The 17,618-nt window shown below is 54.5% G+C and carries 18 protein-coding genes and 1 tRNA gene; 12 read left to right on the top strand and 7 right to left on the bottom strand.

Annotation, left to right across the window (positions count from 1 at the left end):
• Positions 1-30: 30 nt before the first annotated feature.
• Positions 31-1,197 (bottom strand): glutamine-hydrolyzing carbamoyl-phosphate synthase small subunit, encoded by a 1,167-nt coding sequence (gene carA / locus GOV85_RS02440; RefSeq protein ID WP_171174681.1) that lies wholly within the window; start codon positions 1,195-1,197, stop codon positions 31-33.
• A 183-nt stretch (positions 1,198-1,380) separates the two neighbouring features.
• Between carA and GOV85_RS02435 the strand changes: the two genes are divergently transcribed.
• Positions 1,381-1,866 (top strand): GatB/YqeY domain-containing protein, encoded by a 486-nt coding sequence (locus tag GOV85_RS02435; RefSeq protein WP_171174673.1) that lies wholly within the window; start codon positions 1,381-1,383, stop codon positions 1,864-1,866.
• A gap of 21 nt (positions 1,867-1,887) precedes the next feature.
• On the opposite strand, the gene GOV85_RS02430 is transcribed toward GOV85_RS02435, so the two are convergent.
• The 3 genes from GOV85_RS02430 to ctaD all read right to left on the bottom strand — a co-directional run bounded on the left by GOV85_RS02430 (position 1,888) and on the right by ctaD (position 4,804).
• Positions 1,888-2,379, bottom strand: coding sequence for a DUF2244 domain-containing protein (locus tag GOV85_RS02430; protein WP_171174670.1), 492 nt, complete (start codon positions 2,377-2,379; stop codon positions 1,888-1,890).
• 44 nt (positions 2,380-2,423) lie between these two features.
• Positions 2,424-3,023, bottom strand: coding sequence for a 2-hydroxychromene-2-carboxylate isomerase (locus tag GOV85_RS02425; protein ID WP_171174668.1), 600 nt, complete (start codon positions 3,021-3,023; stop codon positions 2,424-2,426).
• A 122-nt stretch (positions 3,024-3,145) separates the two neighbouring features.
• Positions 3,146-4,804, bottom strand: coding sequence for a cytochrome c oxidase subunit I (gene ctaD, locus GOV85_RS02420; RefSeq protein ID WP_171089416.1), 1,659 nt, complete (start codon positions 4,802-4,804; stop codon positions 3,146-3,148).
• A gap of 305 nt (positions 4,805-5,109) precedes the next feature.
• Here ctaD and GOV85_RS02415 point away from each other — a divergent pair, with 305 nt between their 5' ends.
• Positions 5,110-5,526, top strand: a complete 417-nt coding sequence (locus GOV85_RS02415) for an HIT family protein (protein WP_171174666.1) — start codon at positions 5,110-5,112, stop codon at positions 5,524-5,526.
• A 423-nt stretch (positions 5,527-5,949) separates the two neighbouring features.
• Here GOV85_RS02415 and lipB read toward each other — a convergent pair whose 3' ends face one another.
• Positions 5,950-6,606, bottom strand: a complete 657-nt coding sequence (gene lipB, locus GOV85_RS02410) for a lipoyl(octanoyl) transferase LipB (RefSeq protein WP_171174664.1) — start codon at positions 6,604-6,606, stop codon at positions 5,950-5,952.
• Between the two features lie 39 nt (positions 6,607-6,645).
• Positions 6,646-7,305 carry a DsbA family oxidoreductase gene (locus GOV85_RS02405; RefSeq protein ID WP_171174662.1) on the bottom strand — a complete coding sequence of 220 codons (660 nt, stop codon included), beginning with the start codon at positions 7,303-7,305 and terminating at the stop codon, positions 6,646-6,648.
• A gap of 141 nt (positions 7,306-7,446) precedes the next feature.
• Here GOV85_RS02405 and GOV85_RS02400 point away from each other — a divergent pair.
• From GOV85_RS02400 to GOV85_RS02365, 8 genes are all read left to right on the top strand, one after another.
• A tRNA-Leu gene (locus tag GOV85_RS02400) sits at positions 7,447-7,533 on the top strand.
• Between the two features lie 690 nt (positions 7,534-8,223).
• A complete protein-coding gene (locus tag GOV85_RS21725) occupies positions 8,224-8,472 on the top strand; it encodes an FkbM family methyltransferase (protein ID WP_371813575.1) in 249 nt (82 codons plus the stop codon).
• A 32-nt stretch (positions 8,473-8,504) separates the two neighbouring features.
• Entirely contained in the window at positions 8,505-8,762 is a 258-nt protein-coding gene (locus tag GOV85_RS02390; RefSeq protein WP_171174658.1) for a hypothetical protein, read from the top strand.
• 15 nt (positions 8,763-8,777) lie between these two features.
• The gene (locus GOV85_RS02385; protein WP_171174655.1) at positions 8,778-9,134 is read left to right on the top strand and encodes a hypothetical protein; all 357 of its coding nucleotides are present in this window, start codon (positions 8,778-8,780) and stop codon (positions 9,132-9,134) included.
• Positions 9,135-9,535: 401 nt separating this feature from the next.
• Complete coding sequence (locus GOV85_RS02380; protein WP_171174653.1) at positions 9,536-11,410, top strand: glycosyltransferase family 2 protein; 1,875 nt, start codon at positions 9,536-9,538, stop codon at positions 11,408-11,410.
• A 108-nt stretch (positions 11,411-11,518) separates the two neighbouring features.
• Positions 11,519-12,190: a class I SAM-dependent methyltransferase gene (locus GOV85_RS02375; RefSeq protein WP_171174651.1), complete on the top strand. Its 672-nt coding sequence runs from the start codon at positions 11,519-11,521 to the stop codon at positions 12,188-12,190.
• Positions 12,191-12,245: 55 nt separating this feature from the next.
• On the top strand, positions 12,246-13,265 hold the full coding sequence (locus tag GOV85_RS02370; RefSeq protein ID WP_171176195.1) for a glycosyltransferase family 2 protein: 1,020 nt from the start codon (positions 12,246-12,248) through the stop codon (positions 13,263-13,265).
• A 26-nt stretch (positions 13,266-13,291) separates the two neighbouring features.
• Positions 13,292-15,193: an ATP-grasp fold amidoligase family protein gene (locus GOV85_RS02365; protein WP_171174649.1), complete on the top strand. Its 1,902-nt coding sequence runs from the start codon at positions 13,292-13,294 to the stop codon at positions 15,191-15,193.
• Positions 15,194-15,236: 43 nt separating this feature from the next.
• Here the strand turns inward: GOV85_RS02365 and GOV85_RS02360 are convergent, their stop codons facing one another.
• Positions 15,237-15,539, bottom strand: a complete 303-nt coding sequence (locus tag GOV85_RS02360; protein ID WP_171174647.1) for a DUF6476 family protein — start codon at positions 15,537-15,539, stop codon at positions 15,237-15,239.
• Here GOV85_RS02360 and GOV85_RS02355 point away from each other — a divergent pair.
• Both GOV85_RS02355 and rpoH read left to right on the top strand, forming a co-directional pair.
• On the top strand, positions 15,538-16,575 hold the full coding sequence (locus GOV85_RS02355) for an RluA family pseudouridine synthase (protein WP_171174645.1): 1,038 nt from the start codon (positions 15,538-15,540) through the stop codon (positions 16,573-16,575). The genes GOV85_RS02360 and GOV85_RS02355 overlap by 2 nt on opposite strands.
• Positions 16,576-16,717: 142 nt before the next feature.
• Positions 16,718-17,614 carry an RNA polymerase sigma factor RpoH gene (rpoH, locus tag GOV85_RS02350; RefSeq protein ID WP_171174643.1) on the top strand — a complete coding sequence of 299 codons (897 nt, stop codon included), beginning with the start codon at positions 16,718-16,720 and terminating at the stop codon, positions 17,612-17,614.
• Positions 17,615-17,618 lie beyond the last annotated feature (4 nt).

Raw genomic sequence — 17,618 nt, 5'->3', positions numbered from 1 at the left:
ACGTGCCGTTAACACTGCAAAGCTTGAGAGTTATGCGCTCTGTTTTTTCTTTTCCATGGCGTCAGCGAAACGCTCGAACAGATAGAAACTGTCCTGAGGCCCGGGGGATGCTTCCGGGTGATACTGCACCGAATAAACGGGCCGATCTGTCATGCGAATCCCGCAGTTCGACCCGTCAAACAAAGATTGGTGGGTTTCCACAACGCCATCGGGCAGAGACTGAGCATCAACCGCAAAGCCGTGGTTCATCGAAGTAATCTCAACCTTGCCGGTATCCAGATCCTTGACCGGATGGTTGGCGCCGTGGTGGCCGTGGTTCATCTTGACTGTCTGACCGCCCAAGGCCAGTGCCAGCATTTGGTGGCCGAGGCAGATGCCGAAAACAGGCAGATCGGTGGTCTCCAGTATCTCTTTGATCATAGGCACAGCGTATTCTCCGGTCGCTGCCGGATCGCCGGGGCCATTCGACAGGAACACTCCATCAGGCTGATGGGCAAGCACCTCGGCGGCAGTGGCTGTTGCGGGCAGTACCGTTACATCACACCCAGCTGACGCAAGACAACGCAGGATGTTGCGCTTTGCACCATAGTCGACGGCCACAACCTTGTGCACCGGGGCTTCCTGACGCTGATACCCGTCAGGCCAGGCCCAACGCATTTCGTCCCAGCGATAGCTTTGAGCACAGGTCACATCCTTGGCCAGATCCATGCCCTCCAGACCGGCAAACCCACGGGCGGCTGCAACCAGTGCCTCGATGTCGAAATTGCCTTCGGGGTTATGGGCCAAAGCAACATGAGGTGCGCCTTGTTGACGGATAGCACGTGTTAAACGGCGGGTGTCGACGCCGCCGATCGCGATCCGTCCGCGACGGGCCAACCAGCCTTTGAGCTCCTCGGCCGATCGCCAGTTCGAGGGCTCGGTCGGATCCCATTTTACAACCATGCCTGCAGCAACCGGGTCGCCGGTTTCATCATCTTCGGGGTTCACGCCGACATTGCCGATATGCGGGAAGGTGAACGTCACGATCTGACCGGCGTATGACGGGTCTGTCATGATTTCCTGATAGCCTGTCATGGCTGTGTTAAAGCACAGCTCGGCCACAGTCTGCCCGGTGGCGCCAAAGCCATTGCCATAAAACAATGTACCATCGGCCAATGCCAGACATGCGGTGGGCTTGGACGGGGCGTTCTGGGCCATGGCGCGACTCTCCTTCAAGGTAAACCGGCGCATACCTAAGGGGGTTAGGCGCGTGGGTCAAGCCTGTTCAAATTTTTGGCTATTGTTGTTTTTCAAAGACTTAGATGTAATGGCTTCCTGTTGTATCAGGCATTTTGTTTAGATATGGTCGGGGTTCCGTTGTCATGGGGATGGACAAACCAAATGGACATGCGATCACGGGTGAACACAGCCCTGAAGCAAGCAATGAAAGACAAAGCGGCCGAGCGTCTGTCGACGTTGCGGTTGATCAACGCGGCTATCAAGGACCGTGACATCGCCGCGCGCGCCTTGGACAATGAAGAGGCCAAGGGTTGCGGCGATGCTGAGGTACTTGAAATCCTTGGTAAAATGACAAAGCAACGCAAAGAAAGCGCCCGTGCCTATGAAGAAGGCGGCCGTTTGGATTTGGCCGAACGCGAGATGCAGGAAGTTGCGGTCATCGAGGAATTTCTGCCCAAGCAGCTGGATGATGACGAGGTGTCAAAGGCGATTCAGACTGCGATCACCGCAACCGGGGCCGGATCCATCCGAGACATGGGTAAAGTCATGGGCGAATTGAAGACTCGTTACACCGGACAGATGGATTTTGGCAAAGTTGGCCCGATGGTCAAAGATCACCTTTGCGCAGCGTCAAACGGCAACTGCTGAAAAAACAAAATGAACGATGACCTACTGCGCGACCCGTTCGCGCAGTCTTGTGCTTAGTTCGTCATAAAGCGTTATCCGCTCATCTTCCGATAAAAACGAACCGATCTCGACCTCGCGCCCATCACCGACAAGCGTGACATAGTGAGGGACGGGTCCACCTTTCTCGTGCATTTCTGTCCTCGCCCAAAAGCGGTTGCAGGACCATTCCTGTTGGTCTTTGCCGGGTGTGTAATGCACCAGATGCGCTTGCGTATCAGACAGCGTCAGAACCTCAAAAACGCTGCGTGCGCGATAGTTGGTCTGAATGGCCAGCCAAAGGCCAGATACCGTGATCAGAAGAAAGGGTAATAGCCCCCACAGAACCACGGACCCCAGCATGGCCAGCAAAGGGATAAGGCCAAACAGGAACACCGAAAGTATAGTGATCATAGCTCCGCGCGGAGGCAGAGAGTTATGCGGCCAAAGGCGCAGCTCTTGTTCCGTTTCGGATGTCTGATTCCATGTATACGGCATATCGGGAACATAGCGCAGGACTGTCTTGTGTCGACGGGTTTTGACTAGATGACGTGACCGACACGCGCCCAGGACAGGGCATCGTCCAAACGGTCATCTCCCCAGAACACTTCTTGGCGGACGACAAAACTTGGGGCGCCGAATACGCCCAGCTTCATAGCTGTTTCTGTTTCGGCTTCAAGCGCTGCGGTGACGTCATCACTGCGCGCCCGTCCCAGCGCCAACCTGGGGTCTTGCTGGCATCGTAAAAGGGCTTCGGACAAGGCGTTCTCGCTTCCGGCTTCAATCCCTTCTTCGAACCAGATACGGTACAGCGCCTGGGTAAAGGATTTACCCCAACCTTCGATCATTCCCAGCACGGCGACCTGATTGGCCAGAGCCAGGTCTGAAACAGGGTAGGGCGCAGGCAGGTTGGCGTGAATGTGGTACTTGGCGCAACGGCGCTCGATATCGCGCCACATATAGGCCGATTTGACCGGCTTTCCGGTAAACGGAATGTTCTGTTGGGTCGACATCACGGTACGCACGTTAAACGGCCGCCAGTTCACTGTGGCGTCATGTTCGGCGCACCACTCGTCCAGACGCATCACGGTTAGGTAGCTATAAGTACTGCCGATCGAGTACCAAAAGTCGATTTCAGGCATAGACGACCCTCCGGCTGTCTTGCACTGATATAATACCCGATTTTGTCCTGATTGGCGAACGTCGGGTCCGCGCAAAGAAAAACCCCGCCACTTGGGCGGGGTTTCTTTGGATCATGTTGGGATTAGTGCGCGTGGCCCTTGTCCCAGTCTTCCTGCTTGGGCAGCTGCTCGAACGTGTGTTCGGGCGGCGGCGAGGGCAGGGTCCATTCCAGTGTGTCGGCGTATTCGTTCCACGGGTTCGGACGCGTCTCTTTCGCGCCACGGAACAAAGCGTAGAACACGATGCCGAAGAACAGCAGGAACGAAGCGAACGAGATGAACGCGCCAATCGACGATACGAAGTTCCACTGAGCGAACGCTTCGGGGTAGTCAATATAGCGGCGCGGCATGCCTTGACGGCCCAGGAAGTGCTGCGGGAAGAAGGTCAGGTTGGCGCCAATGAAGAACATCCAGAAGTGAACCTTGCCCCAGAACTCGGAATACTGACGGCCTGTCATCTTCGAGAAGTAGAAGTACACGCCAGCGAAGATTGCGAAGACGGCACCCAAGCTCATCACATAGTGGAAGTGTGCCACCACGTAGTAGGTGTCATGATAAGCACGGTCGACACCGGCCTGCGACAGAACCACACCGGTCACACCACCAACGGTGAACAGGAACAGGAAGCCGAAGGCAAACAGCATCGGAGTTTTGAACTCGATCGAGCCGCCCCACATGGTCGCAATCCACGAGAAGACCTTAACGCCAGTCGGAACAGCAATAACCATCGTTGCCAGCATGAAATAGGCCTGCTGACGTAGCGACATGCCAACGGTGTACATGTGGTGCGCCCACACAACGAAGCCCAGAACACCGATCGCGATGATCGCCCAAACCATCGGCAGGTAGCCAAAGATTGGCTTGCGCGCGAAGGTAGCGATCACGTGGCTGATGATGCCGAAACCGGGCAGGATCACGATGTACACTTCCGGGTGGCCGAAGAACCACAGGATGTGCTGATACAGGATCGGGTCACCGCCACCAGCAGGGTCAAAGAAGGTGAAACCAAAGTTGCGATCCATCAGCAACATGGTGATCGCGCCTGCCAGAACCGGCAGCGACAGCAGAATCAGCCACGAGGTGACGAAGATTGACCAGCTGAACAGCGGCACCTTGAACAGGGTCATGCCCGGGGCACGCATGTTCAGGAAGGTGGTGATCATGTTGATCGCGCCGAGGATCGAGGAGGCGCCCGATACGTGCACGGCGAAGATCGCAAGGTCCATGGACATGCCGCCCTCGGTCGTGGACAGCGGCGGGTACAGAACCCAGCCTACGCCTGAACCAAGCTGGTCGTTACCACCGGGGCTGAGCAGCGAGGCCACACCCAGAGAAGTACCGGCGACGTAAAGCCAGAAGGACAGGTTGTTCATCCGCGGGAACGCCATATCCGGCGCGCCGATCTGCAACGGCATGAAATAGTTGCCAAATCCGCCGAAAAGCGCCGGGATGACAACGAAGAACATCATCAGAACACCGTGGTAGGTGATCATAACGTTCCACAAATGTCCGTTGGGGGTACATGGGTCGGCCATGAAGCCTTCCAGGCACATGTACTGAACACCGGGGTGCATCAGTTCAAGCCGCATGTATACGGTCATCGCTACCGAGATCAGACCGGCCAGGGCCGAAACGATCAGGTACAAAATCCCGATGTCCTTGTGGTTGGTCGACATGAACCAGCGCTGGAAAAAGCTGCGCTCGTCTTCATGGTCGTGACCATGAATGGCTGCGTCTGCCATTATAGGTGCCTCCTGTTGCAACTGCACCGCGCAGTCGGACCTCTCCAACGCGCGGGATTCCTGCTGGTTTTAGATTGCGAAGAGGGTACCTTCAATGGCCGAGTTTGATCTGGATCAAGATTAATTGTCGCGGGCAGGGGGCTGTCACGCTGTTTTTGTGTCTCGAACAGCGCTTATCTGGGTATGTCTGCCCGGTTTTCAAGCCGCAGATGGTGGCCCGCAAGGGCGTTTGGCAGAGTTCCGCCTTGACCGTCATGGGCAGGCGTCTCAGAACTACGCCAACACCCGCAATCCGGAGACCTGATATGGCTGACTACGATCCCGACAACATCTTTGCCAAAATCCTGCGCAATGAGATCCCCTCGACCCGCGTGTTCGAGGATGATGAGACGTTGGCCTTCATGGATATCATGCCGCGTTCGGACGGTCATTTGCTGGTGATACCCAAATCGCCGTGCCGCAATGTGCTGGACGCCACGCCCGAGCAACTGGTTGCCGTGATGAAGACGGTGCAGAAAATGGCACAAGCAGCGAAGGCGGCATTTGATGCAGACGGAGTGACGATCCAACAGTTCAACGAAGCCGCAGGCGGGCAGGAAGTTTTCCACCTGCACTTCCATGTCCTGCCGCGTCATGAAGACGTGTCGATGCGCCCGCCCGGAAAGATGGGTGATTTCGACCAGATCGCGCAGCACGCCGAAAAGATCAAAGCCGCATTGTAAAGCTGAGTTTCAGTTATCCGCCGTAACGAATTTCGGACCTACACCCCATCAAAGGGCGCGGCGTTTACGCGCGTATCAATATCAAAGGGCGCGGCGTTTACGCGCGTATCAATCAGGGGAAAGAGAATTGCCGTTCCGATTTGGGGTCGGAACGGCAGACTCGTAACCAAACACTTCTCGGATTTCGAGGGCGAGCCCTGGATCACCGGTTAACATACCACTCACTCTTGATTGGCAGTTTCATACTACTCGTTAACGGCCCCTTTGTATCAAGTTGAGTTAAATAATGTCTAAAAAAAACGATAAACCCGGCTTAAACACGGTTAATTGCTTCAGGTGTCGGAAACAGAGCTAACCGCTTGAGCGTATTGTTTTGAAGCTCGCATGATATCACCGATTCGCTTTGCTGAGATACAGGGTGACTCACCCGTCATTCGAACCAAAGACATCCAAAAATGTCTTCTCTAACGCGGCATCAAGATCAGCCATGGTCACAGGAAGCCCCAGATCGACCAGAGAGGTCACGCCGTATTCGCTGATCCCGCAGGGGACGATTCCCGAGAAATGCTCCAGGTCTGGCTCGACGTTGATCGAGATGCCGTGAAAGCTGACCCATTTGCGCAGGCGCAGACCAATGGCTGCGATCTTGTCTTCCGCCGGCTTGCCCGTCACCGTGAGCGGCTTGTCGTCCCGCCGAACCCAAACTCCAACGCGTCCGTCGCGGATCTCGCCGTGTACATTGAATTCAGCCAGGGCCGAGATCACCCAGGTTTCCAATTGCTTTACAAACTGGCGCACATCCCGTCCGCGTTTGTTGAGATCCAGCATGACATAAGCCACACGCTGACCCGGTCCGTGATAGGTGTATTCACCGCCACGTTTGCTTTCATAGACCGGAAACCGATCAGGATCGGTTAGGTCCTCGATCTTGGCTGAGGTGCCGGCAGTATACAATGGCGGATGCTCCAGCAGCCAAACGCATTCTTCAGCGTTGCCGCGTGCGATTTCGGCAACGCGGGCCTCCATGAAGGCCACGGCGTCGTCATAGCTGGTCAGACCATCGGTGATTTTCCATTCCATGCCGGCCTCATATCTGTGCAAAGCGGTCAGGGAAAGGGGTCAGGCGGCCTCGGACAGGCATCGTTGCAACATCTGAGCATAGGTTTCGGTTCCCTGTGCGCCGGTCAGCAGGTATTTTCCGCCAAACACCATGGACGGCACGCCGGAAATACCCCGGCTGGTCCAGAATTGCTGTTTCTCGCGCACGGGGCCCGTGTGTTGGCCACTCTCAAGCGCTTGCCGAGCAGCTTCCGCATCAAGCCCGACTGATCGAACGGCATCCAGCAAAACCTCGGAGTCCGAGACGTCCTTCTGCTGGGTAAAATACGCATCAAACAGAGCAAGCTTCAGCGGGTGTTGCTGACCTTGCCCTTCTGCCCAATCCAGCAACTGATGTGCGGCAAACGTATTTACCATCCGGCTTTCGTCGCCGAAGTTGAACGTAAACCCCAGCTCTGCGCCAATCGAAGTGAGTCTGTCCCGCGCTTGCTGGCTTTGTTCGGCGGTGGTTCCGTATTTCTCCATGATATGCTCGCGCAGGTTTTGACCTTCGGGTGGCATATTCGGGTTCAGTTCGAACGGATGCCAGCGCAGCCGGGCCAAAACACCCATTTGCTGCAATGCTGTGTCCAATTGTTTAAAGCCAACAATGCACCACGGGCAAACCACGTCTGAAACGATGTCGATCTGTACAATGGGGCGGTTCTCGGTTGAGGTCATTTGCGGTTCCTGTCAGATCGGATGTGTGGTGATCATTCAGCTAGATAAGTCTGCTTCCGAGTAATTTAAACCAGAGCGTTTTTGCCTCTTCACATCGTGCGCGCCAACGTCTATACGCCGCTCTACCAAGTCACAGGCAGTGCGGTCGTGGCGGAATTGGTAGACGCGCAGCGTTGAGGTCGCTGTGGGGTAACACCCGTGGAAGTTCGAGTCTTCTCGACCGCACCAAACTCACAAAACACGTCAGTCTGATAATCACTCCGTCGGCTAAACTATCCTTGTCGGATGGTTTCCTTGGGATGTTTCGCGTGATGATCCGGACATCAAATATTAGGCGTGTTGTTAATTGGGCGTAGAACTTTCCTTGGCCGTCTGCTTTGTCTAAGGCGCTTGCAGCGCGCATTGCGGGCCGCAAAGAGTCCTTGGTGGTTCAATGCAAGTATGACTGGATGAAAGGGTGATCTGGATGGAAACTGATTCAGTTGGCCAGGTCAAGTTTCGGGATACGGCGCTAAGATTTCACATCTCTAATCCCCGTGATCATATCCAGCGTCGACATCTTTCTGGCCACCTTTACGAGTTGTAAGAACCGCTTCTCATAGAGAAATTTTTCCCGGCCGGGGGCGTTTTTTGTGATATCGGATCAGATGTCGGAAACCATTCCGTTTTCGTTGGGAAGCTTCTGAATCCTTCCAAGATCGTCCCATTCGAATCGAAACCGGTCGCGTGTGACATTCTCAATAAAACATCGCACTAAATGAACTCGAGTCAGTGTCGGACTTGTCCTGTGTCGAGTTTGGCGTGTCCGATGACGGCATAGTTGGCTTCACAATTGACTACCCAGTCAACAACCTGGGTGCGGGCCGGGTGAGTTCTCAAAGCGATGGTCCAAGTATCCGTCTTCGCCCAGGCGACGACATGATGCCAGAGAAAGTCGATTTTATTAAAACCGATGTGGAGGGAATGGAGTTAAACGTTCTCAGGGGTTACGGGAAACTCTCTCGACAAGCCGCCCGGATATTCTGGTTGAAGTTCTTCAAGGTACTTACGAGGATGCGCTTGAATTACTGCGTTCGCACGGGTACCGCGTTTTGCATTCGATACGACGGTATGGTGTCAACCTTAACCTTTTGGCGCGCCCGCAAGAACGTGCTCTGTACGGTGTAGGTGCATGGGCAGATAGTGCTGCCACGCAAGCTTTGAGCAAACAGATCCATCCAGAACACAAAAAACGGACGATGTTCGTGTTTCGCACTCATAAGTGGACCGAGAACGAAGCCCGGCTTTATTCTATCTGGAAGAAAGCGGCTCCGGGACCTGTCTGTGTTGTATATGATGCCACAAATTCTGCACCGCCTGATTTACCCGATGAACAGGTTTTACGCGTCGACCAGACCTGGATTGAAGAAAATCAGCTGCTCGACATAAACAAGGTTGGTTGGCGGTTTGGTGACTAAGCGCTGTATCGAGCGATGCAGGCCGCGCCTGACATTGATTACTTTCTGATTTCTGACAACGATCTGCTTCCGAACTGGACGGACCTCAGGGACTTTTTTGCCGAACTTGAGGCCTGTGATCAGGACTTGCTGACATCTGTGCCGGTCGGAGCCGGGCCGCGTCGAATGGCGTCGATGCAGCATGAGATGTTTGATCAGTTTTCTCAAAAGATGTCCTGTCGTTTCGGGATATTGCGGGCAAGCCACCGACTTGTGGAAAGTGCTCACGAATTCCGCAAGAAATATGCAGACGCAATGCGGCAAAAACCGATGCGGCCGTTTGCAAATGATGAAGCGCTGTTTGCTACGCTGGCGAGCAATCTAAAAGGTTAAAGCGCTTCGACATTTGACGATGCCTTGCCAGGCGGTGTCACAAACTTGCTGTTGCGTGACGCCCAAAACCCTGTTCCGATTGAAGGCGTTGAATACCGTACCATCGCGCGCACATTTGCTCATCCGGTCACCATCGGCTGAACCGTCAGCGTGCTTAATGCTTCGTACCCAATCATTGTGAAGCTGTGTTCAAACATTCACTGCGCCCGGGTGGGCAGTTCTTTTCGTGCGATCTGAATGGTGGAGGCCAAGTAGATCGACGCTTGAGCGGTTTCTCTGACGCTCTTGAAAAGGGCTGTTGGGGGACGTAACAAAACCAAGCGCTTAGTTGGATCTGCGCTCGGTCGCAGCAAGCTAAATCGTACCGAGGTTTTGCGGTCAACAGTCACGGGATAATGAAAATGAGACTTGTCGTATCCACGATGAAAGACGAAGGGCCGTTTATTCTTGAGTGGATCGCTTACTATCTCTCGATCGGTTTTACGCATTTTATCGTTAACTCGAATGATTGTTCGGATGGGACGGATGCCATCCTGAAAAGGTGCGAAGAGCTTGGGTTCCTGGCGCATATTGATAATCCGGCTCCGTGGAAATTCGGACCTCAGGCATCGGCCTATGCCAACGCAATGCAACATCCCTGGTCATCCGAGGCCGAGTGGATTCTCGTGTGTGACGTGGACGAGTTTCTGGATGTCCGTATCGGGGACGGTACGCTGGACGACTTGTTTCGCGCTTTGCCACATGCTGATGGGTTTGCGGCACTGTGGCAGATGTTCGGGCACAACGGGATTGTTGAATTCGAGGACCGGTTCGTTGTTGAGCAGTTCACGCGTGCGGGCGAGCTGGGGATGGTCATGCCGCAGAATGTGCGCGCATTTAAGTCTTTGACCCGCAACAACGGGTCCTATCACGCGATCAATACACACCGCCCGCGCGGTCCTGTTCGGGGCAAGGCCGAAAATTTTGCTTGGGTGGATGGTGACGGAGATCCTCTGCCGCCTGCCATGCGTCGGCGAGGCTGGGCGTACACGACAACAGGAGCAGCCTTCGGAACCACGTTGTTCCGAATGAACCACTATGCCGTCAGATCTATCGAAAGCTATTTGATGAAACGGCTTCGAGGGGATGTGAACACAACGGCTTTTCACCCAAAGATGGAAGCGACGGGGCGGGCCTACTGGCACATGCACTGCTTTAATGTGGTCGAAGAGCGGTCGATCCTGACAAAGCTGAGCCGCCTACGTGAGTTTCACACACGTTTGTATGAAGACAACGTATTGAGAGACCTTCATGAAAACGCAGTGAAGTTTCACAAGTCCAAGATTGCCACGATCCGTGAAACAGAAGCTGCCAAGGGCTTTGTTCAGAGGTATCGGAACTTTCGCAGCGGGCAGTATCTAAAAGCTCTGGATCTTGGTGTTCTGGAAGAAGCAAATGCTTCATTTGACATTGAGATGTACAAAGACCCAGCGGTTAGTTTTGCTCAGGTCGCCAAGTGGAACCGGATTGGTCAAATGGCAATTGCCGGAAACGCCAAGTCGATGAATTATCCGTGGTTTGTTCGCCTGGATTCCCTGGAAACGCCTTTGGATTTTGAACAAGCGGCAGCAGAACATTCCAAGATCACAGATCCAAAGCAGGTCGATCTACCGTTTGATCCCAAAGATACTGATTTGTTGCCGTCGCCCGCCAAAGAAGTCGAGCGAACGGCGAAGCAACGTCAGAAATTCCTCAAGTCGATCAGCGGCAAGAAGTCTTGGGTGCTGATTGGTCAGGTCGAAACAGAAATCGTGCAGGAAATCCTGGATTTGGGAACTGTGGCGCAACTGACAATTATTGCGCCTTGGGGCTTGTCGTGGAACGGGTTTGCTTGTGTGGACACAACGCAAGACGCTGATTTGCAGGCGCTTGACCGTGCATTTTATGCATTTCTCGAGTATTTCCGCGAACCCATTCTGTCGGGAAAGCTGCGTGTATACCGGGCGATGCCAGCCTTGATGCTGAAACTGTTCGAGGATCAAAGCGTTGGCGTCGTGATCATTCGCGGCGTCCGGGCAGAGCGTGTGATGCTGCAGCTACTGAGGCGAATAGACAGGGTTTTGGCACCAAGTGGAAGCATTGCTTTTACGTCTTATAGACGCGGCAAAGGTTCGTACTCGGGCATGTCCGCAGCAATTAACAGGTTTCTTGCGGGCAACGCTGCCAGCTATAGGATCACCAGCCTGGAACCACCGTGGCTTGGGATCGACAAATTACCTCCGCTCAATAAAGAATAAGCCAAGCTTCTGGCTCTTGCGCGGCTGACATGGTAGCGATCAAAAAAAGAATAAGGCTGGATGGACGCTGTTCGGTAGTGCCCGCCGCATAAGCAGAACGAGGTTGAGATGGCAAACGAACCCCAAATCATCGGTGCCGTGCCGGGGCATAAGGAAAAGCCTAAAGCCGACAAGGTTACCAAGCGCAAGAATACCAAGGAAGCGATCCGCCGCACGTTCTTGTCGCGCCTTCCCAAAGGGGGCGTAGCAGTTGAGATCGGTGTTTGGCAGGGTGAGTTCTCTCCGACCATTTTGAAACTGCTTGAGCCCAGTCAGCTGTTTCTTATCGATCCGTGGAAACACATCGGGGAAGAGTCGCACACCACTGCGTTTGTCGGCCGAACCGAAGATGAAAAGATGGAGGCCATCTTCCAGAAGGTGGTCAAATCTTTTGAAAAAGAGATCGAAGAAGGCAAGGTTGGCATTATCCGAGACTTTTCTGTCCCTGCGCTCGAATTGTTCGATGACGAAAGCATTTCGTTTGCCTATGTCGATGGCGACCACTCCTATGAAGGCGTGACTGCCGACCTCGTGGCGCTGTTTCCCAAGATCAAGCCCGGCGGGATCATGGCCTTTGACGATTACCACCGTCGCGGATGGTGGGGTGACGGCGTGATCCGTGCGGTGAATGAGTTTCTGGGCAAACATCCACGTGCCCTGCGTATCCGGGCTATTGCCGGCGCTCAGATCGCCATCGAAAAGATTGTGCCGCAGGATGACAGTAAAGGGCAAACTGGCTAAGCGGTAGGATCGAGTGACAACGATGGTCAAGCCTGAAAAAATTCTCATCACTGCGATGAAGAACGAAGGGCCCTATATTTTGGAATGGGTCGCCCATCACAAGGTGTTGGGGTTCGACAGAATAATCGTCTACACAAATGACTGTACGGACGGCACAAACCAAATACTGCGCCGTTTACAAGACTTGGGCCATGTCGAGTTTCACAAAAATCGCGTTGGAACAGGCGGTATTCATCGTTCCGCCCTTAGGCAGGCGCGCCGTTTGCCAGTGGTGAAAAACGCCAAATGGATTCACGTGGGCGATGCGGATGAATTTCTGAATATCCACGTTGGTAATCACAAAGTTGATGATCTGATCGAAGCAACGCCCGGTGTCGACGTCATCTCGATCCCGTGGAAGATTTTTTCCAACAACGGTCGACATGTGTTGCGCGATATGCCCATCACGCAGCAGTTCTTTGATGGTGAGTTGGACTATGAACAGGGCGGGGCCGGGCGCCGATTTGTAAAATCCATGTTTCGACAGGGCGATGTGTATCTACGCTATGGATTGCACAACCCTCATCCCAGAGCCGAGTTTCAGGCGGCCGTCTTCAGGTCGGTCCCAGGTGGCCACGCAAAGGAACCGGCACCCTTCGGCAATCACGTCGCACCTCCGTTTGGTTTCGAAGTCGCGCAAATCAACCATTATGCGGTTCGGTCCACCCAGGCTTATCTGGCCAAGCGCAGCCGGGGCAGGGCGAACCACTCGTCTCAGACCCTTGGAACGGACTATTGGGATCGCTGGAACCGAGGTGGTGCGCAGGACGCAACGATCTTGCGATACAAGGATGAGGTAGACGCCGTGTTGGAAGAGTTCCGCGCAGATGACCGCCTCAAACGGTTACACAGAAAATCGTTCCGTTGGCATAAGGCACTGATTAACGATCTTCTGAAGCAACCTGACTATCATGAACTGTACCAGAAACTGCTCGCCAAACCGGCTGTGGAATTCGTCAAGAAGGACCGTACTGTGCGGGAACGACTTTCAGCAGAGCCCATTCCTGTGCCCGATGAACATCGATCAGAATCCTAACAGACCCCCCCTCGGAGAATATTGAAATGGCTGCGGATCGCTCTCTGCCGACGATTGGGATGCTCTGGATGGAAGGGCGTCTGAGTTTTCTGGAACAGATGTGCATGTTGTCCTTTGTCGAACAAGGGCACAGAGTGGTTCTGTTTCACTACGGTCAGGTGGAAAACGTGCCTTCTGGTGTCGAATTGGTATCTGCCAACGAGGTGCATGAGCCGAAACAGTTCATTATGAACAATCAATTCAAAACACCTGTACCGCAATCTGACATTTTCAGACTTCAGTTGATGAAAAAGACGGACTTCCTGTGGTGTGACACGGATGTTGTGGCGCTGGCTTCGATCCCAAAAATAGATCATATCTTTGGCTATTACAACCGAGACACGATTTGCAATGCTGTGATGCGGCTGCCAGCCGACAGTCCGGCGCTAGACGCGTATATCGACTACAGCAAGGACCCGTACCCCATCCGCCCTTGGGTTGAAGGAGAAGAACGGGAAGAGCTGGAGCGCATGAAGAGTGCTGGAGAGTTGCCGCACGCTTCAGATCAGGAACACAGTGTTTACGGTCCGGGCGTTATGACCTGGTATCTGCGTCAACACGATGAGTTGAAGCATGCCAGCCCAATCCCCGTGTTTTATCCGCTACCGTTCCGTCAGGCAGGGCAAGCCAACGACATTCACGTTCGAGAATTCAGAGAGACCTATATCAAGGAAAATACTCTTGCCGTGCATTTGTGGGGCCGCCGAATGCGGTGGTGGATCGCCAATGGGATCAAACGGCATTCCTTCCTCGACAGGCGCCTGCGGAACTTAGGCATCCGCGCCAGCGATGCGCCTTTGCCGCGCCATGGCAGAAAAGGACCCAAGCCGATCGAGTTTCCGGCAAATTTGCCTGGGCTTCGCGCAACAACCGAAGATATTCGAAAGGCTACGGGTGGGGCAATGTCAACGGCCTTGCTGTCCGACCGGGAAGACTATCTGAAGGCAGCACAGGCCGAGTTGGACAAGATCACTGCTGGCAATCTCTTTGGTGTAAACGACCCACCGCCTCAGGGGTTTTTGCGAGGCTGGGATCACTACCGCAGCGATGCAGCGCGGCTGAATGCGCTCGCGTTGGCTATGTTCAATTTCGCCGAAAGCCATCGCCATCTACCCGATCTCTGTGACCCAAGCACATTTATGGAAAAGCTGTTGGTCATGAAGCTTTTGGGGGCTGTCCCACAAGCGTTCATCGCCGACAACGACATGGCTTTTGAAAGGCTGCCGGATCGCCTGACCGTGCCTAATCGAGTGTGGCATGCACATGTTCCGGGCTTGCCGGACAAGCTTGAATGCGAGCCTGGGCAGTATAGCCTGAAAGGCTCAGCCAGCGCATCGCACCAGATTTCTCTGTCGCTTCCAATGGACGATGCTAAGCGTAATGAGGCGAACGCTCAGATGGCGGCGTGGCACAAGACCAAAACGCCAGAGGGTTTTTGGACCGGTGATTGGTGGCGCGTTACCAGCAAGCCATCCTATTGGATCGAACAAGATCAGACTGTTGGTGAACAGTCTGTCACTGAATGGCAGTTCTGGGTAATTGCCGGGCGCGTGACTTTGGTGCAGGTAGATCGAGACAGCGCGCGCGGACGCATTCAGATGTTACACGACCGCGAATACAATTATCTGGCCCAAGAGCTTTTTTTCCCTAGCAGTTCGGATACAGAGCCGCAGCCTGCGCAATTCAATGACATGATTCAGATCGCTGAAACCCTGGCAAAAGATGTCGAATTCGCCAGAATAAACTTGTGCTTGGTCGGGGAAAAGATCTGCTTGCGCGAAGTTGCTTTGTCTCCAACTGCGGGAAAGCAGAAGATACGCTCAGATGCGCTGGATCAGCAATTGGGCGCTGCATGGGTCGGAACATCTTTGTTTCCAAACGCCAGTTAGCCTGCGTTAAAGATCCAGTAGGCGGATCAAATGTTGCTCAGGCTCATTCAACAGCAATCTCTTGGCGCAGCTTTCCGGTCGTTTTGTCAAAGATCAGAACACGGTTGTCATCCGTGACAACTGCATACCAGTTAGAGCCGATGGTCAGCGCCTGGGCCTTCGCGCCGTCCGGCAACTCGATCTGATCCGGAAGGGTGGGGGTGCGGTCCGATAGGCGGATGACAATCAGGGCGAATGTCACTAGAACCCCGCCAATCATCACCGCGGTCAACAACATGACCATCCGCCGCAGCAATCGCAGCTGCGGTGTTTCCTGCGGTTCTTGGGGTTCGGAAGGGACAGTCATGGGCACCCGCCAGATTGAGTTTCAGATCGCGGCTGATCCGCCGTCACGCCTTGATAAGGCGCTTTCGAGGGATGTGCCAGACGGTGAAAACCTGTCGCGCACCAGGTTGGCGCGTCTGATCGAAGAGGGTGCGGTTCAGATCGACGGGCGCGAAGCACGTGACCCTAAGGCAAAAGTCTCGGAAGGAGCACATATTACCATCGTCGTGGCCGAGGCCGAAGACAGCCATATCGGCCCCGAAGACATCCCGCTTGAGGTTGTCTTTGAAGATGCGGACGTAATCGTTGTGAACAAGCACGCAGGCATGGTCGTGCATCCCGCGCCGGGTTCGCCAAGCGGCACTCTGGTGAACGCGTTGCTGCACCATTGCGGGGATGATCTGTCAGGTGTTGGTGGGGTAAAACGTCCGGGCATCGTGCATCGGATCGACAAGGAAACCAGTGGCCTTTTGGTGGTGGCAAAATCGGACGCTGCACACCACGGCCTGGCCGAGCAATTCGCAGCCCATAGTGTCGAACGGTATTACCGCGCCGTGTGCTACGGAGTGCCGGACGCAAACGATCCACGTTTGCGCGGTGTCAAAGGCGTCAGTTTCGAACCCGGCAACATCATGCGCGTGACCACGCAGCTTGCGCGGCACAAGACAGACCGTCAGAGGCAGGCGGTTCTGTTTCACGGGGGGCGCCACGCAGTAACGCGTGCACGGGTTGTTGAGAGTTTTGGTACACCCGCAGGGCTGGCCTTGATCGAATGCTGGCTGGAAACCGGACGCACCCATCAGATCCGTGTGCATATGGCTCATGCAGGGCATGGGCTGGTCGGAGACCCAGTTTACGGCGGCAAGCGCAAGCTGTCTGCCAAGGCGTTTTCGCTTTCGGCTGCTGAATCTGTCCGCGATTTCCCGCGTCAGGCCCTTCATGCAGCGGTTTTGGGCTTCGAACACCCGGTGACCGGCGAAAACCTGCGGTTCGAGGCTGACCTGCCGCAAGATATGAAATCCCTGATTGCAGGGCTGCGCAAACCAGTGTCACAATAAGCAAAGTCCCGTGAGAAAGAGTTTCTTATCTTCCCTTAACAGAAGTTTAATTTCAGACTGATAACAGCACCTCTTGAATAGGCAGGGTTCCTTACCCATATCCTATGTTAAAGACTTAAACATTTGTCGGAGGGACATCATAATGGCAAACTACGCAAATCTCCCCGCACCGACGCCCGAGGGCGGCCTGAATCGCTATATGCAGGAAATCCGCAAGTTTCCCCTGCTGGAGCCGGAAGAAGAATACATGCTGGCCAAGCGCTGGGTCGAAGAGCAGGACACCGAATCCGCGCATAGGATGGTGACATCTCACCTGCGTCTGGCAGCCAAGATCGCCATGGGCTATCGCGGCTATGGCCTGCCGCAGGCCGAAGTGATTTCCGAGGCAAATGTGGGCCTGATGCAAGCGGTCAAACGGTTTGATCCTGAAAAAGGCTTCCGGTTGGCGACCTATGCCATGTGGTGGATTCGCGCCTCGATTCAGGAATATATCCTGCGGTCGTGGTCATTGGTGAAGCTGGGTACAACCTCGGCTCAGAAAAAGCTGTTCTTCAACCTGCGCAAGGCCAAGGCTCGTATCGGCGCGTTGGAGGAAGGCGATCTGAGACCGGAAAATGTCGCTCAAATCGCCAATGATCTGGGTGTGACCGAAGAGGAAGTCATCAGCATGAACCGCCGTATGTCCGGTGGGGATGCCTCGCTGAACGCGACCGTTGGGTCCGAAGGCGAGGGCACGATGCAATGGCAGGATTGGCTGGAAGATGAAGATGCCGATCAGGCGGGTGACTATGAGGCGCGCGATGAATTGGAAGCCCGCCGCGAGTTGCTGACCGCAGCACTGGATGTTCTGAACGATCGGGAAAAGGACATCCTGACCCAGCGCCGGTTGATGGATCAGCCGGTGACACTGGAAGAGCTGAGCACGCAGTACAACGTCAGCCGCGAACGTATCCGTCAGATCGAGGTGCGCGCGTTTGAAAAACTGCAAAAGAAAATGCGGGATCTGGCCCGTGAAAAAGGCATGCTGGCAACCAGCTGACCGA

This window comes from Ruegeria sp. HKCCA4633, assembly GCF_013034605.1.
GTDB lineage: Bacteria > Pseudomonadota > Alphaproteobacteria > Rhodobacterales > Rhodobacteraceae > Ruegeria.
This window is presented reverse-complemented; position numbering and strand designations above follow the sequence as displayed.